The sequence below is a fragment of the Methylophaga marina genome (genome assembly GCF_030296755.1).
Taxonomy (GTDB): domain Bacteria; phylum Pseudomonadota; class Gammaproteobacteria; order Nitrosococcales; family Methylophagaceae; genus Methylophaga; species Methylophaga marina.
On sequence record NZ_AP027741.1, the window covers coordinates 2793068 to 2818888 of the forward strand.

Consider the following 25821-nt stretch of genomic DNA (forward strand, 5'->3'; position numbering starts at 1 on the left):
GTGCTTATTTCAAAGCGCGCTCTAAAGAATTATTCACATGAGGTAATACGTGGACGCCACACAGAATCAAAAACCGGCTGTTTTACTGATTGGAGGATTGGATCCCCAAGGTTGTGCTGGCATGTCGGCAGATATCATGACGGTTCTGAATCATGGTTGCCATCCACTCTCATTAATTACTGGCTTAACAGAACAAAGTGCAGAAGGATTAACAGAGTTTGGCCTAGTCAGTCCTGCTAAAGTGAAAGCACAGTTTGAAAATTGTCAGGCAGACTTTGATATTAAAGCGATAAAGATAGGTCTAATTCCACATCTTGAGATAGCTAAATGTATCAAAGATATTCTGAATAAATTTAACGGTCCGGTTATTTTTGATCCCGTACTTGGGAGTACCAGTGGTGGCATGACTGTACCGGAGGATGTCAAAAATTACATCTATAAAGAGATTTTGCCTCTGGTGACGGTGGTGACCCCCAACTTGCCTGAGCTCTATGCGCTCACAAAGCCTGATATCAGTGTAGAGATGGGTGCACAACTACTGCGTCAAGAAGGTGTTGATGTCTGTTTAGTTAAAGGTGGGCATAGCGACAATGCTTTGGCCATAGATTTCGTTTCTTCTACATTAGCTGATTTTTATCTCTATAACGAAAAAACAGCTGTTCAGGTAAGAGGAACAGGATGCGTTATGGCTTCATCTCTGGCTTCACATTTAGCATCAGGACAAGATATACGAGATGCTATGGTATTAGCCAAAGCCTATGTCGCACGTGGCATAAGGCTTTCACACAAAGTGGGGCCATACCAGCTTATCCATCATAGCCAGCAAGATATCGCGTTAGTTGATTTTCCCAAATTGTGTTATCAGCCTGAGTTGATTGGTCAAACATTGGAATTTCCAACTTGTCCTGAGCTTGGTATTTATCCGGTCGTGGAGAGTGCTGATTGGGTTAAAAAGCTGGTTGATGAAGGTATCAAAACGATACAGTTAAGAGTGAAAGAGGCTGATCAAGACTTAATACAGCAGCATCTGCAGTCAGCCATGAGTACGGTAGCAAACAAACCTGTTCATTTTTTCGTCAACGATCACTGGGAAATGGCGATTGAAGCTGGCGCTTATGGTGTTCACCTTGGTCAGGAAGACCTGCATGATGCGAATATAAAGCAGATTTCAGAGGCTGGTTTGAGATTAGGTGTCTCTACTCATTCATATTGGGAGCTTGCCAGAGCGCTGGCGGTGAATCCAAGTTATATTGCTTTAGGTCCCATCTATGAAACGACCAGCAAACAAATGCCTTTCTCGCCACAGGGTATTGAGCGTCTGCAGCAGTGGGTTGATTTATTGAACGGGCATTATCCCATCGTGGCTATTGGTGGCATTAATGTTGAAAGAGCTGAGCAGCTCAGAAAAACTGGGGTGGGCTCAGTGGCCATGATTACAGCCATCACAAAAGCAAATGACTATCAACACGTGACCCAGCAATTGTTAGCAATGTGGCAATAATCATCACTTGTCTACATTGGGGTTAACCTCACCCCATTGTGGCCCTATATTGAGTTTGTGTTGCTGGCTATAACGATAGTCCTGGTACTGAATGGGTTTATCGTTATCTGACTGAGCTTCATTATTATCTGTGAATGAAGGTGCCGCCGGTGCCACATAATTGCTTGCTGTTAGATCTTCATTTTTCAGCGATTTATTTTCATTTGATAACTCTTGTATCTGCCTGATCAGTTCTTGATTAGTCGACTGCTGCTTATTGAGCTGTTGTTGTAATGCCATCACTTCTTTCAGCAATTTGTCTGGTGAACTACCGTCAATATTGGGGGCTGTGGAATCCGTTGTGATGGATGGTAATGTGTCCGCTTCATTATTTTGCTGGTTGGCCATTTCGCTTGAAGCAGTATTCTCGTTCAAAGCGGTCTCGTCACCTGGCATGGGGTCAATAAGGTTTTCTGTTGGGATGACGTTGCCATTTTCATCCGTTTGTTTTTTTACCACTGTCGGTAAGACCACACCTTCTTCTTCATCATCTTCTAGATTGATATCCACTTCAGGTAAGACAGCGCTTTGTTCATCTGCTGATGAGAGGTTATCCGTATCTTCATTGTCTGAATCCGTGGGAGCATCCAGCAAAATAGGTTCTGCTTCTTCCTCTGTATCTGAAGAATCCATCAGAAAAAATAGGGCTAAGCCTGTGATAAGCAAGAGGGCAGCCACACCGATCCCTATTTTTATTAACAGTGATTTTGATAAGCCAAATAACAATGGCTTATCTTTGCTGTTGGCTTTGGCTGTATCGTTATCTTCAGGAGCCACCTCTCGCTCAGGTGTGTCGTCTGATGCGGGAGGTGTCTCTGTTTCTTCTTCAAGAATGTCGTTATTGTCTTCAGCCATGGTATAACTTTACCCTTACTTCAACTCAGTGTTCCTAGTTGATATATCGGCCTGAAAGCTGAATTCTTTTGTTATGTTGGTAAACGATTTTCATCAAGACTACCATCAACTTCTGGTGCACTCATTTCTGCTGGCGTCAGATCAGTTTCATCCTGCACTAAGGCCACAATAGTCCAACCCATTTCAGGCTGTAATGATTCTGCTGCGGTGAAAAAGCGCAGACGTTTCCGAGGATTGAAGGCAAATAACGGTGTCACACGACGACCATGCTCACGCAAGTAATCAGCGAAACTGAAGTTTTCAGTTAATTTAGTTTGTTTGATTTTGGCACCTTGGGAAATCAGGCTGGCCATTTTGGCATAGGTGATTTCACTGCCAAACAAGACATGAGAGTCATGACTTATTGCTTTTCGTGATTTAACAACACTGCGTTCCTTATCTTTTTCTTTATCTGTTGATAGAAAGTAAACGCGGTTGCTGCCGAATTCTGACTTATAACGCATACAGGCTAAAGCGTTGAGTTCACTTTGTGGTGTCAGTGCGAGTATCTGGCCAAGACCTATCAGATCCAAGTGACGATCGGCATGCTCAGAAACGGCATTACCGTAGTAAGTATCCATGCCTTTCATTCGAGCCTCTTTGACATTACTCCAGCTACCATCAGTAAGACGAGTTCTGAAGCCGTTATCATTGAGTGCCTGTGCCACCACACGCGCGACAGAGTTGGCACCCACAATCAGGAAACCACTATCTTCTGGCTCTGCCACACCGAGACGTTTTGCAATAAATTTAGCTGTGGCACCTTGCACCAGAACTGTACCGATAATGATGGCAAACGATAAGGGTACTAACAAGTCGGCTTTTTCGTAACCGATATCTTGTAAACGCAGAGCAAATAATGCCGTAACGGCTGCAGCTACAATACCACGAGGTCCAATCCAGCTAATCATCGCTTTCTCTTGCCAAGTTAAGTCTGAGCCGATGGAACAGACAAACACTTTGACGGGACGCACAACAAACTGAATAAATAAAAATAAAATAACCGCGCCCAGACCCAATTGAGTGAATGAGTCCAGATTAAGGCGTGCAGCCAGCAGAATAAATAAGCCAGAAATCAGGAAAATACTCAGATCTTCTTTGAAGTCTAAGATATTTTCTACCTGAACATTTTTCATATTGGCTAACCAGATACCCAGCACGGTAACCGTCAGCAAGCCTGATTCTTCAGAGATTTCGTTGGACACAGCAAAGGTACCAAATACCAGTGCCAGTGCTGCCACATTATGCAGATACTCAGGTAATAGATGACGGCGTAATAACAAGCCAAAACTGTAACCAGCGATAGCACCAATGCTGAGTCCGACTACAATCGTTTTGGCAAACATATAGAGAGTATGTCCGACTTCGGCATGCCCCTGAAGCTGGATAGATAAGAGTACTTCAAATACTAAAACGGCCAGAATTGCACCTAATGGATCGATAACAATACCTTCCCAACGTAAAATATTAGAGATTTTGGCATTGGGACGCACAGTCCTGAGCATAGGGACGATAACAGTGGGACCTGTTACGACCATAATGGCACCGAATAAAATAGCCAGAGCCCAGGGGAAATCTAATAAAAGATGGGTCGCGATGGCGATGGCAGACCAGGTGATCATCACACCCAGCGTCAAAATATTGCGGACGACTTTTTGAAGTCCTCGAATTTCTTCAAATTTGAGGGTCAGGCTTCCTTCGAACAGGATGACAGCAACAGCAAGTGAGACAGTAGGGAAGAGCAGGTCACCGAATAATGCCTCGGGATCCAACCAACCTGTCACAGGTCCCAGAACAATACCCGCGATCAGTAACAGGACGATGGCAGGCAGTTTTATCCACCAAGCTAGCCATTGACATACAATGGCGATAATTCCAATGACTGACAGTGCCATGACTGCTTCGTGATTCATTCTCTTCCTTTAGCTCACTGGAGCACGATTAAACGGAATGTAATGGTGACACTAATTGGCTTCGCCGAAAAGCCTTTCACCGGATTAATTCGATTTCAGCGCGACGATTGTAAGCACGCCCTTTAGCGGTTTTATTCGTAGCTGCGGGATCATGATCGACAAACGACCGCATGATAATTTTTTCTGCCGGTATCTCATATTGGCCGACAAAAAAGTCTCGTATGGTTTTTGCTCTTGCCTCTGAAAGTGGGACATTTAAACGTTTGCGACCAAAACTGTCAGTGTGACTGGTGATAGTGATTTGACTGACACTGTCATCCACTTTTACGTACTCTGCTACACGAGTGAGTGCTTGAAGAGAAGCTTTGTCTAAATTGGTCCTTTCCGACTCAAAATAAACAGTCAGTTTTCTGATGTCAGAAAAACTATCTGGGTAGAGGTTGTTTAAACACTGCTGAAACGCTGGTAATGAGTCACTGAACTTAATAGTGGATAACTTTACAGTGATCTCATCAGCGTATGCTTGAGAACGGTAACGAATGATAGGAAATCGGCCATCCTGCATTTTTACCAGTGCTTGTTGTGCCAGGGGCCCTTCGATTTGGAATTGTCTTTGTCCTGAAGAGGTGGGTATACGCTTTAAAGTGTCAAACTCCTCAGTGTTCTGCCACGGCGCTGCAGACATTTCAAATGACACATGACTATTTTCAGCAGGTTGATTATCGGTATCAAACGTCAGTTGTAATGGTTGTCCATTTCGTCTATAAAAACCGGCTTTGCCAAAACTGGGAATGGTTTGCATTAATGAACACTCAAGCGGTGATTCAATGACTTGCCAATTTGTATCGGTAACGGGGGCCTGAAATTCTTCAGCAAATAAAGGTGACGAGACTAAGAGTGCGGCGATAAAGAGTTTCAACATAATCTTAATAGCTTATTAGAGTGTGGATAGGGTATGGGGCTAGGACATCACGACCATGCAAAAAACCAAGCTCCATGACAAAGGCACAGGCAACCACCTCGCCCCCTAAGTTTTGTATAAGTTCACAGCTGGCTCGTGCCGTACCCCCTGTGGCCAGGACATCATCTATGACTAGTATTTTATCGCCAGCTTTAATTGCGTCGATATGTGCTTCCAGAGCAGCTGAACCATATTCAAGATCATAGTCGATACGTTGAACATCGTAAGGTAATTTACCTGGCTTACGCAGTGGAATAAATCCAACACCCAATTCCCATGCTGCTAATGAACCAAAAATAAAGCCTCTTGCTTCCATTCCTGCGACAGCGGTTATCGCCTTTCCCTTGTATGGTTGAATTAATGCTGCTACACATTCTCTCAACAAGATGGGGTCCTGTACCAGAGGGGTGATGTCTTTGAACACGATGCCTGGTGAAGGAAAGTCATTAACATCTCTGATTTTAGCTTTTAGCTTTTCCATAATAATCTCATTGAGCGAAAAGGTGATTAGCGTCTATTATATCGGCAGTCATTGCCCGGTTTTTAATGACACAACAAATTAACCCAAAAGGAAGTATGTTGACTTTACACTCACGATTGATTTTTTCTGTTTTTATTATGTTGTCATCACTGTTTTTAAGCTCGTGCTTTAGCTGGGGTGGTGAAGAAAAAGATGTCGACATGACACCGCGATATTATGCACTGGACGTAGACCGCACGGATATAGCCTCTGACTTCCCAGCAGAGCGTGTATTACTGCTGAAGCCAGTCCGTGTTGTACCTCATTTCAGAAGTAAAACCTTAATCTTTCGAATCGGTGAAAATGAATATAAAGCTATTGAGCCTCATCAGTTTCTGGTTGACCCTGAGGTGATGTTCACCAATATCGTTAAACGCTGGTTACAAAAAAGTGGTCAATTCAGTCATGTGGTTACAGATGATTCTATACCCGCGGATTTTGTGATGGATGCCGCGGTCACGGCTTTTTACGGCGAAAAACGTCCTGCCTATTCTCCACAATCAGTCATTGAAATGCAGTTCTTTATGTCACCTGCCGACAACCCGGAAAAATTGTTATTTCAGACAGGGTTACGCGTGGATGTCGACATTGAACAAGCCACCCCGAGTCATGTTGTTACTGGCTGGAAACAAGGAACCGAAGAACTTCTAACGACTTTAGAGCAGGATTTAAGCGCATATTTTTCAAAAGTAGATGCTAGGTAGCATCTTGACTTTAGCGTGCAGGATATAGGCTTTAGTGGTAGGATAAGAGGTTTGGTGGTTTAGACACGTTTACCCGGATTCTGGCGTGAGTGTGTTTTCCAGAGCACGACGAAGAAGTTGGTGTTTTTCTCAACGTTGTGGCTGGAATTCTTTCGACTGGTTTCCTCTTCTGAAGCTGGTTGGTAAACCATACTATGTAGAACTGGCTACGCTACAAATGTGTTCAGAATAATCATACTGAGCAACAGCATTTGTAGCCTTATGCTTTATTTGGACGGTCAATAAATGAGTGAAATTGCCTTAGAACTGGATTCGATAGGTATCGAAACCGAGATGAAGCAGTCGTACCTTGACTACGCGATGAGCGTTATCGTGGGACGTGCGCTACCGGATGTTCGTGATGGATTAAAACCTGTTCATCGTCGTGTTCTCTACGCGATGAGAGAGCTAGGTAATAGCTGGAACAGCCCATATAAAAAGTCTGCCCGTATTGTCGGTGATGTTATCGGTAAATATCACCCTCATGGTGATACGGCTGTTTATGACACCATGGTACGTATGGCTCAGCCATTTTCCATGCGATACATGCTGGTCGATGGGCAAGGTAACTTTGGTTCAGTGGATGGTGACCCTCCGGCAGCGATGCGTTACACCGAAGTACGCATGGCAAAAATTGCTCATGAAATGCTGGCCGATCTTGAAAAAGAAACTGTTGACTTTGTTCCCAACTATGATGAGTCAGAGTCAGAGCCTGCGGTACTACCAACAAAAATTCCAGCACTTCTGGTCAACGGTTCTTCTGGTATTGCGGTGGGTATGGCAACCAATATTCCGCCTCACAACCTCACAGAAATTCTGAATGCCTGTATTGCTATTATCGACAATCCAGATGTCACAACACATGAGTTAATGGAATATGTACCGGGGCCTGATTTCCCGACTTCGGGCATCATTAATGGGGCTCGTGGTATTGCTGAAGCCTATCAAACTGGTCGTGGCCGAGTACACATTCGTGCGCGTGCTGACATTGAGACCAATGAGGCTTCAGGTCAACAAAGTATTGTTGTTAAAGAACTGCCTTACCAGGTCAACAAAGCCCGATTATTAGAAAAAATCGCCGAGCTTGTTAAAGATAAAAAAATTGAAGGGATCTCGGCATTGCGCGATGAGTCTGACAAAGACGGTATGCGCATGGTGATTGTCCTTAAGCGTGGTGAAGTCCCTGAGGTCATCCTTAACAATCTGTATCAGCAGACACAGATGCAAACTGTATTCGGCATCAACATGGTTGCGATTGTTGATGGACAGCCTCGTACGCTTAACCTGAAAGAAATTCTGGATGCCTTCATTCGCCACCGTCGTGAAGTCGTGACACGTCGCTCGATTTATGATCTCAGAAAAGCGCGTGAGCGTGCACACGTATTAGAAGGTCTGGCAACCGCATTAGCCAATATTGATGAAGTTATCGAGCTTATTAAAGCTTCTCCCAACCCTGCTGAAGCAAAAGAAGCTCTGTTAGCAAAAGGCTGGGCTTCAGGCATGATTCTGGAGATGTTAGGTGCTGCTGGCGCAGAAGCTTCTCGTCCAGAGGATCTGGCTGAACAATATGGCTTAGTGAACAATCTCTATCACCTATCGCCAGTCCAGGCACAAGCTATTTTGGATATGCGCTTACACCGCCTAACAGGTCTGGAACAAGATAAGATTCTGCAAGAGTACCGAGAAGTTCTGGAGGTCATTGCAGAGTTGTTAGCTATTTTGAGTGATCCGGATAATTTGATGGCGGTGATTCGTGAAGAGTTAGTTGCTATTAATGCCGAATACGGTGATGAGCGTCGTACAGAAATTCTGGCCAATCATCTTGATCTAACGCTTGAAGATTTAATTACCGAAGAAGAAATGGTAGTGACGCTATCACATGCTGGTTATGCCAAAACCCAGCAGCTTGATACGTATCAGGCACAAAAGCGTGGTGGTAAAGGTAAAGCGGCGACTGCCATGAAAGATGAAGATTTCATTGAGCATTTGTTTATTGCCAATACACATGACACGCTTTTATGTTTCTCCAGCGCCGGTAAAGTGTATTGGAAAAAGTCTATGAACTGCCACAAGGAAGCCGCGCTTCACGGGGTAAACCCATCATTAACTTATTACCGTTAGAAGAAGGTGAGAAGATTAATGCTGTTCTACCTATTCGTGAGTTTGAAGCGGATAAGTTTATTTTCATGGCGACAGCGTCAGGTACGGTTAAGAAAACACCTCTGGTAGATTATTCACGCCCGCGTGCAAACGGCATTATCGCCGTAGATCTGAAAGAAGACGACCAGTTGATCGATGTGGCTGTCACTAATGGACATTCTGATGTGATGTTATTTAGTAATACCGGTAAGGTTATCCGGTTTGCTGAAACAGATGTCCGCTCAATGGGACGTGTTTCTCGTGGTGTACGTGGTATGCGTATCGGCGATGATGAGAAAATTATTTCTCTGATTATTGCTGAAGAAGACGGTGCCATTCTAACGGCGACCGAATTTGGTTACGGTAAACGCACTAATCTGGCTGAATATCGTGTACAAGGCCGTGGTGGACAAGGCATCATTTCAATTCAGACATCTGAACGAAATGGCTGTGTGGTCGGCGCTGTACAAGTCTGTGATGAACATCAAATTATGTTAATCACAAATGGTGGCACTTTGGTTAGAACACCGGTGAAAGATGTGTCTTTGGTCGGACGTAACACGCAAGGTGTTCGATTAATTAATCTCAGCAATGGTGAAAAACTCGTCGGTTTGGAACGCGTTATTGAAGATGAAGACCCAGATGTCGATTTAGCTATCGATGATATGGATGATACTGACGAAACAACAGAAGAATAAATTTGAGAGCTTATAATTTTAGTGCTGGTCCTGCGATGTTGCCTGATGCCGTCATGGAACGGGCTCAGCAGGAAATGCTGGATTGGAATGGAACAGGTATGTCTGTGATGGAGATGAGCCATCGCGGACCAGAATACACTCGCATTGCTGAGCAAGCTGAAACTGATCTTCGTGAATTAATGGACATTTCTGATGACTACGCTGTGTTATTTTTACAGGGCGGAGCATCGCTACAGTTCCCCATGATTCCAATGAACCTGCTGCGTGGAAAAAAACAGCGGACTATTTCAATACTGGGGCGTGGTCTACCAAAGCTATCGCTGAGGCTAGACAGTTTTGTGATGTGAATATTGTTACAGATTCAACAGCTAACCATTTCACCACAATTGCCAACCCAAGCGAGTGGACTCTGTCAGATAAGGCTGCGTATGTTCATTACACACCTAATGAAACCATACACGGACTTGAGTTTGCGGAGATTCCTGATGTTGGAGATGTAGCGTTAGTCGCTGACTTGTCATCGACCATTTTGTCGCGTCCGATTGATGTGTCGCAATTCGGTATGATCTACGCAGGCGCACAGAAAAACATTGGTCCCGCTGGTTTGTGCATTGTCATTATTCGCAAGGATTTACTGGGTGATGTATTGCCTGGTACACCAACTATGCTCAACTACAAAACCCATGCCGATAACGGATCAATGTTTAACACACCAGCCACATATAGCTGGTATTTAGCTGGTTTAGTTTTTGACTGGTTGAAGCAGCAGGGTGGATTAGAGGCAATGGCTGCACTAAACAAACGTAAAGCAGCTAAGCTATATGCCACCATTGATGGAAGTGACTTTTACAGTAATCCTGTCGATATTCGATATCGTTCGTGGATGAATGTCCCCTTTACATTGGCAGATGATAAGCTTGATAAACTGTTTTTGCAGCAAGCCGCAGAACACAAGTTACTGACACTCAAAGGTCATCGAGACTTGGGTGGTATGCGTGCAAGCATATACAACGCTATGCCAGAGGCGGGTGTCGATGCACTGATCAGTTTCATGAATGAATTTGAGCGTAAGCACGGGTAATTATTGCCAATGAATGAAAAAGAAGCCTTAGCCAATATTCGTCAAAAAATTGATGATATCGATTTAAAAATCCAGCAATTGCTGAATGACCGAGCTGCGATGGCTCAGGAAGTTGCCCGGATAAAAATAGATAGTGGTGAACAGGCCGACTTTTATCGTCCTGAACGCGAAGCGATGGTGCTAAGAACGGTGATGGAACGGAATGAGGGCCCATTAGCTTCTGCTGAGGTGGCCAGATTATTTCGTGAAATCATGTCTGCATGTCTGGCAGCTGAAAAACCTTTACAAGTGGCTTATCTCGGTCCTGAAGGCTCTTTTACTCAAGCGGCGGCTCAAAAACAGTTTGGTGGCAGCGTTGAGCTTCATCCGATGAGTACCATTGCCGATGTTTTTCATGCTGTTGAAACCTCGCATGCCTGTTACGGCGTAGTGCCAGTAGAAAATTCAACCGAAGGTATGGTCTCGCATACCTTAGACCGGTTTATTTCCTCACCGTTAAAAATTAATGGTGAAGTCACATTACGCATACACCATTATTTACTCAGTAAAGAGAAGCGGCTCGAAGATATAAACAAAGTTTATGCTCATCCTCAAGCCATCGCGCAGTGTCGCCAATGGCTGATGGAGCAACTACCTGAGGCTGAGTTGATACCGCTCAACAGTAATTCCGAAGCTGCCAAGCGTGTTGCAGCAGAACCTCAAAATACTGCCGCTATTGCTGCGAATCGTGCAGCAGATATTTATGGTTTATCCATTTTAGCCAGTAATATCGAAGATGAGGTCGATAACACGACGCGCTTTTTGGTGATTGGATCACAGAATGTTGGACCTTCAGGTGTTGATAAAACAGCGCTTTTAGTTGCGACCAAGAATAAACCTGGCGCTTTGCAGACTCTGTTAAAACCATTAGCGGATTACAGCATCAGCATGACCCGTATCGAGTCGAGACCCTCGAGAAAAGGTATTTGGGAATATGTTTTTTTTATTGATATTGAAGGACATATTGACGAGCCAGCAGTAGCATCAGCGTTGACTCTATTAGAGAATGAGTCATCCATGTTTCGCATTTTAGGTTCTTATCCAAAGGCAGTATTATGAGCAAAGAACTTATCCTCGCCAATCCACGTGGCTTTTGTGCCGGTGTCGATAGAGCAATAGATATCGTAGAGCGCGCACTGGAGTTGTTTGGTGCCCCCGTTTATGTGCGTCATGAAGTGGTTCATAATCGCTTTGTGGTCGATGGTCTTAGAGACAAAGGCGCTATTTTTGTCGAAGAAGTGGATGAGGTCCCCGACGGAAGTACCTTGATTTTTAGTGCTCACGGCGTATCGAAAAAGGTGCAGAGTGAGGGGAAAAAGCGTGATCTAAAAGTGTTTGATGCGACTTGTCCTTTAGTGACTAAAGTGCATATGGAAGTGTCACGTTATGAAAAACAGAATATGGAATGTATTCTGATTGGTCATGCAGGACACCCCGAAGTAGAAGGGACTATGGGCCAATACACATCAACAGAAGGCGGCATGTACTTAGTTGAGTCGCCTGAAGATGTCGCCAGACTAAAAGTCAAAAATCCACAGCAACTGGCCTTTGTTACCCAAACCACACTTTCTGTTGATGATACCTCGGTTGTGATTGATGCTCTGCGTCAACACTTTCCCGACATTATCGGCCCAAGCAAAGATGATATTTGCTATGCCACACAAAACAGACAAGATGCCGTGAAAAAACTCGCAAACGAGTGTGATCTTGTTTTAGTGGTAGGCTCGGTAAATAGCTCTAACTCGAATCGTTTACGTGAATTATCAGAGAAGTTAGGCACGCCTGCTTTTTTAATAGACAATGCCGATCAAATAGATCCACAATGGCTTGTAGATAAAAATCGAATTGGTTTGACGGCAGGTGCATCAGCACCAGAAATACTCGTCAACCAAGTTGTTGAAAAATTACGTGACTTAGGTGTTGATTCGTCATACGAAGATGACGGTTTAAAAGAGAACATTGAATTCTCATTACCACGAGAACTAAAGATTGATACATCAAGTCTGAAAAAATAAACAAGGCCGACCATGTCGTTTTTGCCCGTATTTCTTTGGACAGACATTCTCATCTTCCTGCTGGTAGCCGTTATTGCTGTAGCAGCCTTTTATATAAGAACACAGCCTCATTTAAGTACGCCCTGGAAATCAGTAATAAAGCGCAAGCGAGGCATGATTTCCGTTATGATCCTCGGTGTGTATATCATCGTTGGCCTGCTGGACTCTTTACATTATCGTCCGGCATTAGACGCAACAAAGAACGCAAAAGAAGTTTATTATTCATCAGAAGTATTCAGTGTATTTGATTGGCTTGTTTTACCACTGAAACAACAATTAGAAAAAACCTATTCAGCGCCTTTTGCTGATCGTTTGTTTGTTAAAGAAATACAGACGATGGATGATGGTTCCATTAACTATGATTATCCGAAATTGAAATATGGCGCTGCCCATTTAGCAAGTTCTGATCACAAAACATCTGATATTTACCAAACAATTTTAAAAGCCAGTCTGTTAAGCCTGTTATTGCTGTTTCTGATTTATGTTTGTCATACTGCCATTGCCTCGCGTGCTCATGTAAGCCAGATCTTCCCGCAAACCAAACGCATCTTTCTCAATCACTCCGACTATCCACTTCATACTTTTTATTTCACCGCTTTTTGTCTTTTATTACTCATCTGTAACTTAGCTTTACTGAGTCAGAACTATCATGTGTTTGGTACGGATAAAGTGGGACAGGATGTTTTATACCAGTCCTTAAAGAGTATCCGTACAGGCTTAGTGATTGGGACGTTAACTACCTTGGTGATGTTGCCTATGGCCATTATGCTGGGCATTGCCGCAGGTTATTTCCGAGGCTGGATAGACGATCTTATTCAATATATTTACACCACTTTGAACTCCATCCCAGGTGTATTACTGATTGCTGCAGCCGTATTAATTCTTCAGGTTTATATGAATAATCATCCTGAGAACTTTAAAACCATTGCTGAGCGTGCAGATATTCGGCTGTTGTTTTTATGCATTATTTTGGGCATGACCAGTTGGACTGGTCTGTGTCGAATTCTACGAGCAGAAACACTTAAGTTACGTGAAGCAGAATACGTCATGGCATCTCGTGCTTTAGGGGCGGGGAGTTTTAGTATTCTACGTAAACATATTTTGCCGAACTTGATGCATTTAGTACTTATTGCCGTGGTCTTAGACTTTAGTGGCTTGGTTCTGGCGGAAGCCGTGCTTTCTTATGTTGGTGTTGGTGTCGACCCTTCCATGATTAGCTGGGGCAATATGATTAATAGTGCACGCCTTGAAATGGCAAGAGAACCTGTCGTCTGGTGGTCTCTAACTGCAGCATTTATTTCAATGTTTGTGTTGGTGCTTGCTGCGAACTTGTTTGCAGATGTTGTTCGCGATGCATTTGATCCTAGAATGCAAGGTACATTATGAGCGCATTACTAGAAGTCAAAGCATTAAAAACATGGTTTGGAAATGATAAGGCGCCATACCGAGCGGTTGATGGGGTGGATTTTTGTATTGAGAAAGGTCAAACCTATGCGCTAGTGGGAGAGTCTGGCTGTGGCAAATCCATGACAGCATTGTCTCTTCTGAGGTTGAACCCTTATCCAGCCAGCCACATTGTGGCTGGCGAGGTCCGTTTGGGTGGACAAAATATTCTTTCTCTTTCTGAAGCAGAAATGGAAAAAATTCGTGGTCGTAGAATAGCCATGATTTTTCAAGAACCCCAAAGTTCACTAAATCCTGTTCTCACTGTAGGACAGCAGATTGCTGAAGTATTTAAATGGCACTTCAATCTTGATAAGGAAGCGATTCATCACAAAACGATAGACTTACTTGGATCGGTAGGTATTCCTGATCCTAATGAACGCATCAATGCTTACCCTCATCAGTTGTCTGGTGGCATGAAACAACGCGTGATGATTGCTATGGCGCTTGCCGGTGAACCTGAGTTATTGATTGCAGATGAACCAACAACCGCCTTAGATGTGACCATTCAGGCTCAAATACTTGATTTGCTGAAAGCTATTCAGCAGAAAACAGGTATGGCCATTCTACTGATTACGCATGACTTAGGTGTTGTTGCTCAGATGGCCGATCATGTAGCCGTGATGTATGCCGGGCAAATTGTCGAATCAGCCAGCCGAACACAATTCTTTAATAATACTCAACATCCATACACTCAAAAGCTTTTTCAGGCTATTCCCTCAAAGCAGAAGCGGGAAGAAAAACTCACGGTGATACAAGGAAGCGTGCCGCCATTAAATCGCCAGTTTCATGCTTGTCGTTTTGCTGAACGTTGTGAGCTGGCTTGGGATGACTGTCATGAAGTTGAACCACGTTGGATAAGTAATGAGGCACATGGTGTTCGCTGTCATTTATATGATAGTGATGTCCATGCTGAGCAAAAAGCCCATCAACAGTCTTTCCATAGCTCAAAGCTTTCACAGGTTGTGCCAGCAGATAATGCGATACTGCAAGTCAACGACTTAAAAGTTCACTTTCCTATCAAAAAAGGATTGTTCCAACGGACTATTGGTGCAGTGAAGGCGGTTGATGGCTTAAGCTTCGAGCTTCGTTCTGCTGAAACGTTGGCATTAGTTGGCGAGTCTGGCTGTGGCAAAACTACAGTTGGCAAAGGAATATTGCAACTCGTGCCTGTCACCTCTGGCAATGTTATTTTTCAGAAACAAACGCTTAATCGATTGTCATCTAAAGCCTTACGTTCAGCTCGCGCTTCTATGCAGATTATCTTTCAAGATCCTTTTGCGTCAATGAACCCGCGAATGACCATTAACAATGTCATCAAAGAGGGGATGCTGACATCTTCAATTAAAGATCCTGCGTTGCAGGAAGCAAAAGTGGATGAATTACTGCTTCGAGTGGGATTGAGGACAGATATCAAACATCGTTATCCACATGAGTTTTCAGGTGGTCAGCGCCAACGAATATGTATAGCAAGAGCATTAGCCGCTGAACCAGAATTAATTATCTGTGATGAACCCACGAGTGCACTGGATGTATCTGTTCAGGCACAGATATTAAATTTACTAAGAGATATTCAGCATGAGTTTGGATTATCATTTTTATTTATAACCCATAACATCAGTGTGGTAGATTATTTGGCTCATCGTGTGGCAGTAATGTATCTTGGCCGCATTGTTGAGCAGGGCACACGGGATGAAGTGTTAAATAATCCAAAGCACCCATACACTCAGGCATTACTTGCAGCGGTTCCCAGAATTCATGCAGATGAGAATGTGGTGGTCGCTCATCAACTTGATGGTGAACTGCCTTCGCCAGCGAATCCACCTAAAGGCTGTCACTTTCATCAGCGCTGTCCACATGCTATGCCTATATGTTTGGAGCTATATCCTGACTCAACGCCGCTCAGTCCAACACATCATGTGAAATGTTTTTTATTTGAGGAAAATTATGGATCAGCAAACACAAACTGAACTTGAAGCCGCCGCGTTCAGACGTTTACTTGAACATCTGCGTGAAAATACCGATGTACAAAACATTGATTTAATGAATCTGGCAGGATTTTGCCGGAATTGTTTATCAAAGTGGTATCTGGCTGCAGCAGAGGAAAAGCACATTGATATGGATTACGATCAAGCGCGTGAGCATATTTATGGCATGCCATATAGTGAATGGAAGGACAGATATCAGACAGGCCCAAAAAAATAATGGATGAAATGCGCGCTTATCTGGGCTTTGACTCAGATAATGTTCGCAGCTTTTCTGCCAGCGCTTTGGTATCTGTAGCATCTTCTTCTGTTGGTCGAAGTGTGGCAACAGTCGAAATGGTCTGACGAAGTTGTTGTAGATAATTTCGGCAGCAACTACAGACAAGCAGGTGTAAAAATAGACCGAGTCGCTTTCTAATAGGCAGATCACCTTCAAGATAATTACTGGCTTCTTCTGCCACATCTTTACATTGAAACATCTGTTATCTTCCTCGGTATTCTTCGATTTTGTGGTGTATGGTCGTGCGGGCCCGATGCAAGAGCACTCTAGCATTAGACGAACTGATATCCAGAATGTTACAGATCTCTGACATTGATAAGCCCTCCATATCATACATAGTTAACAAAGCACGCTGGTTTGCGGGTAATTGACGAAAGCTTGTTTCAATCAGTTCTTTTAGTTGTTCGTTTTCAAGAAGGGCATCAGGTGTCTCCTGTTCCCAGGGTAAAACATCATCTAAGCGATGGCCTCGTTGATCAAATTTATCTCGAGGGACTGATTCCCAGCCTTCATCCAGAGAAACTTGTCGTTGCTCTCGCTTGAACCGAGTCTTGGCAGCATTACTGGTGATTTGCAAAAGCCAAGTTTTTAAGCTGGAACGTGCCTCGAAGTTTGGTAATGCTTTGATGGCTGACAGCCAGGCATCTTGAACAATCTCATCAGCGAACGCTTCACCCACAATAGCTCTGGCAGTCGTGAGCATTAAGCCATGGTATTCAGATACAACATAGTCAAACGCTTTAGCTTCACCCTCTATCAACTGCTGAATTAAGAGGCGCTCTTGTGTTGGACTATGCTTCACATTTTTTTCATTATGTTTGTAACAATCCTTCGTGAGGCTCGTCTACTATGCAAGACGGACAACAATGCCCGTTTATTTTTTTAATAACAATAGAAGGAAGTAATCATCATGGCAACCTTAAATAAATCATCAGTCGCTATAGCCACATTAGCAGCAGGTATGGCTTTGTCACCATCTTTAGCCAGTGCCGACAGCAACCCATTCTCTTCAACAGAACTTTCGAGTGGTTATATGCAACTTGCTGAACATCATGCAGACGAAGCGAAATGTGGTGAAGCAAAGTGTGGTGGTGATAAAAAAGCTGAAGAAGCCAAATGTGGCGCGGATAAAAAAGCAAAAGAAGCTAAATGCGGTGGCGATAAAAAAGCTGAAGAAGCCAAATGCGGTGCAGATAAAAAAGCACATGAAGCCAGCTGTGGTGGTAATCACTAAAATACACTGGCAGTTTCTAAATAAGGGCTCTTTGAGCCCTTATTTATTAAGGAGAACAGGTATGTCTATCTGTCATATTTATCATGGTGTCTCAACCAGCTTAAATAAAACGCGTGCCGTCGATTTTATGGCACCACTATTATTACGTGTGTATCTCGCGCCTGTTTTTTGGGTGGCTGCCAACAACAAATGGAATCCGTTTGATGCTGATAGCTCTCTGAATAGCACAATCGCTTGGTTTGCGAATCCTGATTGGGGATTGGGGTTACCTTTTCCTGAATTGATGGCTTATCTGGCCTGGGGAGCGGAATACTTTGGTGCAATTTTTCTCATTCTGGGCTTGGGCATTCGCTTAGTCACACTACCGTTAATGTTTACTATGATTGTCGCTGCTGTCACTGTCCATTGGCAAAACGGTTGGCAGGCAATACATGACACGATGAGTCCTTTTGCATCAAATGATGTCAATGAAGCTATAGAGCGTCTTCACAAGGCGAAAGAGATTTTGCAGGAATATGGGCATTACGACTGGTTAACACAACATGGTAATTTCGTTGTGCTTAATAATGGTATTGAATTTGCCGCCACCTATTTCCTGATGTTGCTAGTGTTGTTTTTTATCGGGGCTGGTAAGTACTTCAGTGTTGATTACTGGATAAGCCAATACTGTCAGCCGAGCGAGGAGGGTAAGTAAATGTTTTTTAGAAAACAAAAATCCTGGGAAATAGCTGAATCAGAAGTCACTGACTTTGATATTTATCAAAACCGTCGACAGTTTCTCAATACCAGCATATCGATTGGTCTAGCCAGTGCATTTCCATCAATGGCGTTAGCTGCGACCGAAGATAATCCGACTCAACTTTTCAAAGGCTTGAGTAATAGTCCTTTTTCTACAGAAGAAGAAAAAACGGATTTTGAGTCAATCACGACATATAACAATTTCTATGAGTTTGGCACATCAAAAACGGATCCCGCACTGAATGCGACCGCTTTTCCAGATAAGTTTGAGTCATGGAAAGTGGTTATAGATGGTGAGTGTGAAAAACCTGGTACATACGATTACGATGAATTGATTAAACCCTTCTCTTTAGAAGAACGAATATATCGAATGCGCTGTGTGGAGGGGTGGTCTATGGTGATTCCATGGATTGGTTTTCCGCTGGCTGATTTGCTAAAAAAAGCGCAGCCAAATGCGAATGCAAAATTTGTTGAATTCACGACATTATATGACCCAGAACAAATGCCGGGGCAGCGACGCGCTGTGCTTGACTGGCCTTATGTAGAAGGCTTACGCATTGATGAAGCAATGAATCCTCTTACACTCTTGTCAGTGGGGCTCTATGGCAAAGAGTTATTAGGACAAAATGGGGCACCAATTCGATTAGTTGTGCCTTGGAAATACGGTTTTAAAAGCATTAAATCGATTGTGCGTATACGGTTTGTAGAAAAAATGCCTCAGACGGCATGGATGAAAGCTAATGCTAGAGAATATGGCTTTTATTCAAATGTGAATCCAAATGTTGACCACCCACGTTGGAGTCAGGCAAAAGAACGCCGTATCGGTGAATTCTTGAAGCGTAAAACGCTGATGTTTAATGGTTACGGCGAGCAAGTGGCAGATCTCTATGCTGGCATGGATCTTAAACGTTATTTCTGAAAACTAGATGTCAGCAAAAAACAAAGCAAGCATGGTCAAGGCAGGAGTGTTTTTTATCTGTCTTGTGCCACTCATTTATCTAATCTGGGGACTCTTTACTGAGAACCTTGGTGCTAATCCAGTTGAGACATTAACCAGAAGCTCTGGCTTATGGGCATTACGTTTTTTATTAATCACTTTGCTGGTTTCACCTATCCGTTGGTATACAGGTCTGACGGCAGTCGTCAAATATCGACGCATGTTAGGTCTCTATGCCTTTTTCTATGCCTTTGTCCATATGCTGTTATATCTTGGTCTCGATCAACTTTTTAATATTCATGACATTTGGAAAGATATCATCAAACGTCCATTCATCACTGTGGGCTTCATCAGTTTTATTTTGCTGTTACCCTTGGTCGTAACCTCAACTAATAAAATGATAAAAAGGTTGGGTGGTAAACGCTGGAAAAGGTTACACCGTCTGACATATTTAGTTGCTTCTTTGTCGTGTCTTCATTTTCTTATGCTGGTAAAGGCCGATATTCGTGAACCAGTCATTTACATACTGTTGCTTTTAGCCTTGTTTTTTGTCAGGTTTTTACATTCATTTAATAAAAAAAGCTGGTCACTCGCTGATTTTTTTCGCAAACTGATATACAACACCTCAACGTTGTGGTGTGAACTAACCATAAGTCAGTAAACAAGTTTCTGTTTAAATTCTGTGTCAAGTGGCATTGTATATAGTGGTTTGAGTCATGAATTCAAACAAAAACTGTTACAATGTTCCGCTGTTATTCATCGCGTTATGATTTGAGAAGGTATTTATGACTGATTTTGTCGATCACGATCCACAGGAAACTCAAGAATGGCTCGACGCCCTTGAGTCTGTAATTGAGGCCGGTGGTGAGGAAAAAGCGCACTTTATCATTGAGAAGCTCATTGATATGGCTCGTCGTACTGGGATTAACCTCCCGTATAGCGCTAACACTGCATACGTCAACACGATTCCTGTTGATCAGCAAGAACGCATCCCTGGTGACCAGGCGATGGAACACAAGCTGAGATCTTATATTCGCTGGAATGCTATGGCGATGGTAGTGAAAGCTAATATGAAACCCGGTTCTGTCGGTGGTCATATTGCGAGTTTTTCATCAGCAGCCACCCTTTACGATGTGGGCTTTAACCACTTCTTTAAAGGTGATGAATATGGCAATGGTGCTGATATGGTTTTTGTTCAAGGCCATTCATCTCCAGGTATTTATGCGCGTTCTTTCCTTGAAGGCAGACTGACTGAAGAACAATTAGAAAATTTCCGTTTTGAAGTAGACGGTAAAGGTCTGTCCTCTTATCCACATCCATGGCTAATGCCTGACTACTGGCAGTTCCCAACTGTATCAATGGGGCTTGGTCCTATTTTAGCCATCTATCAGGCTCGCTTCATGAAATACATGCAGCACCGTGATATTGTCAAAACAGAAGGCCGTCATGTCTGGGCTTATCTGGGCGATGGTGAGATGGATGAGCCAGAATCATTAGGTGCGATTACCTTGGCTGGTCGCGAGAAGCTGGATAATCTTATCTATGTCGTTAACTGTAACTTACAGCGCCTTGATGGCCCTGTACGTGGTAACGGCAAAATTGTTCAAGAATTAGAAGCTTTATTCCGTGGTGCGGGCTGGAATGTTATTAAAGTTTTATGGGGTAGTGGCTGGGATCAGTTACTGGCTCGTGATACAAAAGGCTTACTGCTTAAACGAATGGAAGAAGTCGTTGACGGCGAATACCAGAACTATAAAGCCAAAGATGGTGCTTATGTGCGTAAACACTTCTTTGGTAAATACCCTGAATTGTTAGAAATGGTTTCTGACATGACAGATGAAGATATCTGGCATTTAAGTCGTGGTGGTCACGATCCAAGAAAGATTTATGCTGCCTATAAACGTGCCGTCGATCATGTTGGACAACCTACCGTTATCTTAGCTAAAACCGTTAAAGGTTATGGCATGGGTGAAGCGGGTGAAGGTCAAAACACGACGCATCAGCAGAAGAAGCTGGAAATTGAACAAATGAAACGGTTCCGTGACCGTTTCAACATTCCTTTAACAGATGAAGAAGTAGACAACGTCCCATTCATCAAACTTAAGGATGACAGCCCAGAGAAAAAATATTTACTGGAACGCCGTAAAGAATTGGGCGGTTTCTTACCTAAACGTAACAACAGTGCACCTGCTCTGAAAATTCCTGAATTAAAACTGTTTGATGCTGTATTGAAATCAAGCGGAGATCGTGAACTTTCAACCACAATGGCGTTTGTTCGCGTCTTGACTGCACTGATTCGTGATAAACAAATCGGTAAAAATATCGTTCCAATCGTGCCGGACGAAGCCCGTACTTTTGGTATGGAAGGCTTGTTCCGTAGTGTGGGTATTTATTCTTCTTCTGGCCAGCGTTATGAGCCCGAAGATTCAGGAAAAGTCATGTGGTACCGTGAAGATACCAAAGGCCAGATTCTTGAAGAAGGGATTAACGAAGCCGGTTCAATGGCTGAGTGGGTATCAGCTGCAACGGCTTACAGTAACTACAACGTTAACATGGTGCCGTTCTATATCTATTACTCCATGTTTGGTTACCAGCGTGTTGGTGACTTATGGTGGTTAGCTGGTGATATTCAGGCCAAAGGTTTCCTCATCGGGGGGACTGCAGGTCGTACGACATTGAATGGTGAAGGTTTACAGCATCAAGATGGTCATAACCTATTGATGGCAAATGCTATTCCAAACTGCATCAGCTACGATCCGACTTACGCCTATGAAGTTGCGGTGATTGTTCATGATGGTATGAAACGTATGTATGAGAAGCAGGAAAATGTTTTCTACTACATCACGGCCATGAATGAAAATTACAAACACCCTGAAATGCCCGAAGGCGTTGAAGAAGGCATAATCAAAGGGTTGTATAAGCTCAAAACTGGCGGTAAACATAAGCTTAAAGCCCAGCTTATGGGTAGCGGTACTATTCTGCGTGAAGTGGAAGCAGCTGCAGAGCTGCTTGAAAAAGACTGGAAAGTCTCTGCTGATGTGTGGAGTGCGACTAGCATGAACGAGTTGGTTCGAGATGGACAGGAAGTTGAACGCCATAATCGCCTCAACCCAACCGCACCGAAAAAACGCAGCTATATTTCTGAATGCTTAGATGATGCGGCTGGTGTCGTGGTTGCTGCAACAGACTACATACGTTTATATGCAGAACAAATCCGTCCGTGGGTTAAAGCGAGCTATACCGTTTTAGGTACGGATGGTTTTGGCCGAAGCGATACTCGTGAAGCATTGAGAAGTTTCTTTGAAGTGGATCGTTATCATGTCGTTGTTGCAACACTACATGCATTAGCCGACGAAGGTCAGATCAAATATGACGTGGTTGCTGATGCAATCAAAAAGTATGAGATTAATGCAGAAGCAATCAACCCAGTTAAGGCATAAATAATGGCAGAATTAATTGAATTAAAAGTTCCTGATATTGGTGACTTTGAAGCAGTTGAAATCATTGAAGTGCTTGTTGCTGAAGGCGATAGCATTGATGAAAATCAAGAAGTCATTACTGTAGAGTCTGATAAAGCGATGATGGAAATTCCAGCATCGCAAGCAGGCACGATAAAAGAAATGAAAGTGGCGGTTGGTGATAAGGTCAGTGAAGGTACCGTTATTGCTATGCTTGAAGTGGCTGAAGGCGCTTCTGCTGCAAAAGAAGACGTTAAACCTGAAGAAAAAGCTGAAAAACCAGCTGCGCCCGCATCAGCAGAAAAAACAGAAGCCAAAGCGGAGACTAAAGTTGACTTAACTCCGGCTCCTGCAGCATCCACATCTGAGGCAATTCCCTACGCACCTGACAATAAAGCAGGTGTTCGTCGTGCTCATGCCTCGCCTTCAGTGCGTCGATTTGCTCGTGACTTAGGTGTTGTGCTGACATCGGTCAGTGGCTCTGGTCCAAAAGGGCGTATCACTAAAGATGATGTTCAAAACTATGTGAAACAGGTGATGACGACACCTGCCTCTGCGCCAGCACAAAGTGGTAGTGCAATCCCATCAGTACCGGTGGTTAATTTTGAACAGTTTGGTGATATCGAGACACAAGAGATGTCTCGTATCAAGAAAATATCTGGCAAACACCTTCACGCATGTTGGTTAAACATCCCACACGTTACGCAATTTGATGAAGCCGATATCACTGAGTTAGATGCTTTCCGCAAAGAAAATAAAGAAATGGCAGCGAAGAAAGGTGTGAACTTAACACCTTTAGTTTTCATTATGAAAGCGGTGGTTGCTTGCTTAAAACAATTCCCAGAATTTAATGCCTCACTTAGTGAAGATAAAGAAAGCCTGATTCTGAAAAATTATTACAATCTGGGTGTGGCTGTGGATACACCAAATGGGCTTATGGTGCCGGTTATCAAAGATGTCGATAAAAAAGGCTTTTGGAATTAGCTGGTGAACTTGGCGATATTAGTGCCCGTGCTCGTGAAGGTTCATTAACAGCCAAAGATTTACAAGGTGGCACGTTCTCTATTTCAAGTCTTGGTGGTATTGGTGGTCAGTTCTTTACGCCTATCGTTAATGCGCCGGAAGTGGCGATCTTGGGTGTGAGCCGTCATCAAATGAAACCGGTCTGGAATGGCAAAGAATTTGTTCCACGACTGATGCTGCCATTATCTGTCTCTTATGACCATCGCGTAATTGATGGTGCGGCAGGTGCACGCTTTACCGTGATGCTCAGCCAGATGTTGTCTGATATTCGTAAGGTGCTGCTATGAGTGAAATAGAAGTAAAAGTCCCTGATATTGGTGATTTTGATGCTGTTGAAATCATCGAAGTACTTGTGAGTGAAGGCGATATTGTTGAAGAGAATCAGGATATTATCACTCTTGAATCAGATAAAGCGGCAATGGAAATTCCTAGCACAGCCAAAGGAAAAATTGTCAGCTTAAAGGTATCTCTAGGCGATAAGGTGGCTGAAGGTGATGTTATCTTAACGTTAGAAGCTGAGCAGGCCGAGGCTGATACTGAAGACACCGAGTCAATACCTGAAGCAACGGAAACTAAAGCAAGCTCGCCAGAAAAAGCAGCGCCAACACCAGCGGCTGTACCGCATGGTGATGCGGATCTGCATGCCGAGGTATTGGTGCTCGGTTCTGGACCGGGTGGCTATACTGCAGCATTCAGAGCGGCTGATCTGGGTAAGCAAGTCGTCATGGTTGAACGTCACGAACGAATTGGTGGTGTTTGCTTAAATGTCGGCTGTATTCCTTCTAAAGCATTGTTACACACAGCGCAGATTATTAATGAAGCCGAAGAAATGTCACATCATGGGGTGAAATTCAATAAACCTCAGATCGATATTCGCGAATTAGAATCTTGGAAAAGCAGTGTTGTTAATCAGTTAACTGGCGGCTTAAAAGCATTAGCTAAAACACGTAAGGTCACCATAGTGCAAGGCGAGGGTAGCTTTACCAGCCCAAACACTTTGAAGGTTGAAGGGCCTGACGGTGAGAAAACGATCTCGTTTGACCACTGTATTATTGCTGCCGGTTCACGCGTAACAAAAATCCCTGTATTCCCAAATGACGATCCAAGAATGATGGATTCCACGGATGCATTAGAACTGGAAGATGTACCAGTGAAATTATTGGTCATTGGCGGTGGTATCATCGGACTTGAAATGGCGACTGTTTATGATGCTTTAGGCTCCAAGATCACTGTCGTTGAGTTACAAGATAGTCTGATTCCGGGGGCGGATAAAGATATTGTTAAACCATTGCTCAAGCGTGTAGAGCAAAAATACGACAATATATATCTGAACACTAAAGTCAGTAACATTGAGCCAAAAGAAGATGGTTTACTCGTCACTTTTGAGGGTAAAGATGCACCTGAACAAGCGATGTTTGACAAAATACTGGTTGCTGTTGGTCGTTCACCAAACGGTAAACTGATTAATGCTGAAGCAGCAGGTGTCATCGTGACTGATCATGGCTTTATCGAAACGGATGGCCAGATGCGTACGAATGTGCCGCATATCTTTGCTATTGGTGACATTGTAGGTCAACCGATGCTTGCCCATAAAGCAACGCATGAAGGGAAAGTGGCTGCTGAGGTGATTGCTGGTCAGAAATCCGTATTTGAACCTATGACGATACCATCTGTTGCCTATACCGATCCTGAAGTGGCCTGGATGGGAATGAGCGAAGACGAAGCCAAAAAGCAAGGCATTGATTATGTGAAAGGTGCCTTCCCCTGGGCTGCCAGTGGTAGAAGCTTAAGCCTGGGTAGAGATGAAGGTCTGACAAAAGCTATCTTTGAAAAAGAAACTGGCCGATTAATTGGTGCAGGTATTGTTGGTCCTAATGCGGGTGAATTAATTGCAGAAGCTGTTCTCGCTCTCGAGATGGGAGCAGATGCTGAGGATATTGGTTTGACTATCCATCCTCATCCAACTTTATCTGAGACATTAGGATTTGCTGCAGAAATGGCCGAAGGATCAATCACCGATCTGATGCCGCCACGCAAGACTTTGCACTCTAAGTAACAATGCGTAAACTGGCTGTTGCCAGCAATTGATGAGGGTATATCTGTGTTCAACACAGATATACCCGTTTTTTTGCCTATTATTT

19 protein-coding genes and 3 pseudogenes are annotated in these 25821 nt (G+C 43.6%); 16 read left to right on the forward strand and 6 right to left on the reverse strand.

The features are described 5' to 3' along the window. The first annotated feature begins 49 nt into the window (after positions 1-49). Entirely contained in the window at positions 50-1501 is a 1452-nt protein-coding gene (gene thiE, locus QUE24_RS14145; protein ID WP_286304435.1) for a thiamine phosphate synthase, read from the forward strand. Between the two features lie 3 nt (positions 1502-1504). Here the strand turns inward: thiE and QUE24_RS14150 are convergent, their stop codons facing one another. The 4 genes from QUE24_RS14150 to QUE24_RS14165 form a co-directional block, all read right to left on the reverse strand. After that, complete coding sequence (locus tag QUE24_RS14150; protein ID WP_286304436.1) at positions 1505-2395, reverse strand: flagellar basal body-associated FliL family protein; 891 nt, start codon at positions 2393-2395, stop codon at positions 1505-1507. 71 nt (positions 2396-2466) lie between these two features. Continuing rightward, a complete protein-coding gene (locus tag QUE24_RS14155; RefSeq protein WP_286304437.1) occupies positions 2467-4347 on the reverse strand; it encodes a cation:proton antiporter in 1881 nt (626 codons plus the stop codon). 76 nt (positions 4348-4423) lie between these two features. Continuing rightward, positions 4424-5269 (reverse strand): flagellar protein MotY, encoded by an 846-nt coding sequence (locus QUE24_RS14160; RefSeq protein ID WP_286304438.1) that lies wholly within the window; start codon positions 5267-5269, stop codon positions 4424-4426. Between the two features lie 4 nt (positions 5270-5273). Beyond that, positions 5274-5795: an adenine phosphoribosyltransferase gene (locus QUE24_RS14165; RefSeq protein WP_286306134.1), complete on the reverse strand. Its 522-nt coding sequence runs from the start codon at positions 5793-5795 to the stop codon at positions 5274-5276. Between the two features lie 89 nt (positions 5796-5884). Between QUE24_RS14165 and QUE24_RS14170 the strand changes: the two genes are divergently transcribed. The 8 genes and pseudogenes from QUE24_RS14170 (at position 5885) to QUE24_RS14205 (ending at position 16230) form a co-directional block, all read left to right on the forward strand. Further along, entirely contained in the window at positions 5885-6532 is a 648-nt protein-coding gene (locus QUE24_RS14170) for an ABC transporter (protein ID WP_286304439.1), read from the forward strand. A gap of 285 nt (positions 6533-6817) precedes the next feature. Then, a pseudogene (gyrA, locus tag QUE24_RS14175) lies at positions 6818-9408 on the forward strand (DNA gyrase subunit A). Positions 9409-9461: 53 nt separating this feature from the next. Further along, positions 9462-10489: pseudogene (gene serC / locus QUE24_RS14180) on the forward strand (3-phosphoserine/phosphohydroxythreonine transaminase). A gap of 9 nt (positions 10490-10498) precedes the next feature. Next, positions 10499-11587, forward strand: coding sequence for a prephenate dehydratase (pheA, locus tag QUE24_RS14185; protein WP_286304440.1), 1089 nt, complete (start codon positions 10499-10501; stop codon positions 11585-11587). Beyond that, positions 11584-12543 carry a 4-hydroxy-3-methylbut-2-enyl diphosphate reductase gene (ispH, locus tag QUE24_RS14190; protein ID WP_286304441.1) on the forward strand — a complete coding sequence of 320 codons (960 nt, stop codon included), beginning with the start codon at positions 11584-11586 and terminating at the stop codon, positions 12541-12543. Before pheA ends, ispH begins: the two co-directional genes overlap by 4 nt. 12 nt (positions 12544-12555) lie before the next feature. Further along, positions 12556-13968: an ABC transporter permease gene (locus tag QUE24_RS14195; protein WP_286304442.1), complete on the forward strand. Its 1413-nt coding sequence runs from the start codon at positions 12556-12558 to the stop codon at positions 13966-13968. Continuing rightward, entirely contained in the window at positions 13965-15995 is a 2031-nt protein-coding gene (locus QUE24_RS14200; protein ID WP_286304443.1) for an ABC transporter ATP-binding protein, read from the forward strand. The genes QUE24_RS14195 and QUE24_RS14200 overlap by 4 nt, the downstream gene beginning before the upstream one ends. After that, positions 15973-16230: a DUF1244 domain-containing protein gene (locus QUE24_RS14205; protein ID WP_286304444.1), complete on the forward strand. Its 258-nt coding sequence runs from the start codon at positions 15973-15975 to the stop codon at positions 16228-16230. Before QUE24_RS14200 ends, QUE24_RS14205 begins: the two co-directional genes overlap by 23 nt. A gap of 16 nt (positions 16231-16246) precedes the next feature. On the opposite strand, the gene QUE24_RS14210 is transcribed toward QUE24_RS14205, so the two are convergent. Next, the gene (locus QUE24_RS14210; RefSeq protein WP_286304445.1) at positions 16247-16489 is read right to left on the reverse strand and encodes an anti-sigma factor family protein; all 243 of its coding nucleotides are present in this window, start codon (positions 16487-16489) and stop codon (positions 16247-16249) included. Positions 16490-16492: 3 nt separating this feature from the next. After that, positions 16493-17092: an RNA polymerase sigma factor gene (locus tag QUE24_RS14215; RefSeq protein ID WP_286304446.1), complete on the reverse strand. Its 600-nt coding sequence runs from the start codon at positions 17090-17092 to the stop codon at positions 16493-16495. A 108-nt stretch (positions 17093-17200) separates the two neighbouring features. Here QUE24_RS14215 and QUE24_RS14220 point away from each other — a divergent pair, with 108 nt between their 5' ends. The 7 genes and pseudogenes from QUE24_RS14220 (at position 17201) to lpdA (ending at position 25736) form a co-directional block, all read left to right on the forward strand. Further along, positions 17201-17524, forward strand: coding sequence for an HvfA family oxazolone/thioamide-modified RiPP metallophore (locus tag QUE24_RS14220; protein ID WP_286304447.1), 324 nt, complete (start codon positions 17201-17203; stop codon positions 17522-17524). 61 nt (positions 17525-17585) lie between these two features. After that, the gene (locus tag QUE24_RS14225) at positions 17586-18218 is read left to right on the forward strand and encodes an HvfX family Cu-binding RiPP maturation protein (protein ID WP_286304448.1); all 633 of its coding nucleotides are present in this window, start codon (positions 17586-17588) and stop codon (positions 18216-18218) included. After that, the gene (gene msrP / locus QUE24_RS14230) at positions 18219-19181 is read left to right on the forward strand and encodes a protein-methionine-sulfoxide reductase catalytic subunit MsrP (RefSeq protein WP_286304449.1); all 963 of its coding nucleotides are present in this window, start codon (positions 18219-18221) and stop codon (positions 19179-19181) included. A 7-nt stretch (positions 19182-19188) separates the two neighbouring features. After that, positions 19189-19860, forward strand: coding sequence for a protein-methionine-sulfoxide reductase heme-binding subunit MsrQ (gene msrQ / locus QUE24_RS14235; RefSeq protein WP_286304450.1), 672 nt, complete (start codon positions 19189-19191; stop codon positions 19858-19860). A 124-nt stretch (positions 19861-19984) separates the two neighbouring features. Then, positions 19985-22639, forward strand: a complete 2655-nt coding sequence (aceE, locus tag QUE24_RS14240; protein ID WP_286304451.1) for a pyruvate dehydrogenase (acetyl-transferring), homodimeric type — start codon at positions 19985-19987, stop codon at positions 22637-22639. Positions 22640-22642: 3 nt separating this feature from the next. Next, a pseudogene (gene aceF / locus QUE24_RS14245) lies at positions 22643-23967 on the forward strand (dihydrolipoyllysine-residue acetyltransferase). Then, the gene (lpdA, locus tag QUE24_RS14250) at positions 23964-25736 is read left to right on the forward strand and encodes a dihydrolipoyl dehydrogenase (RefSeq protein ID WP_286304452.1); all 1773 of its coding nucleotides are present in this window, start codon (positions 23964-23966) and stop codon (positions 25734-25736) included. The pseudogene aceF and the gene lpdA overlap by 4 nt, the downstream one beginning before the upstream one ends. Positions 25737-25821 lie beyond the last annotated feature (85 nt).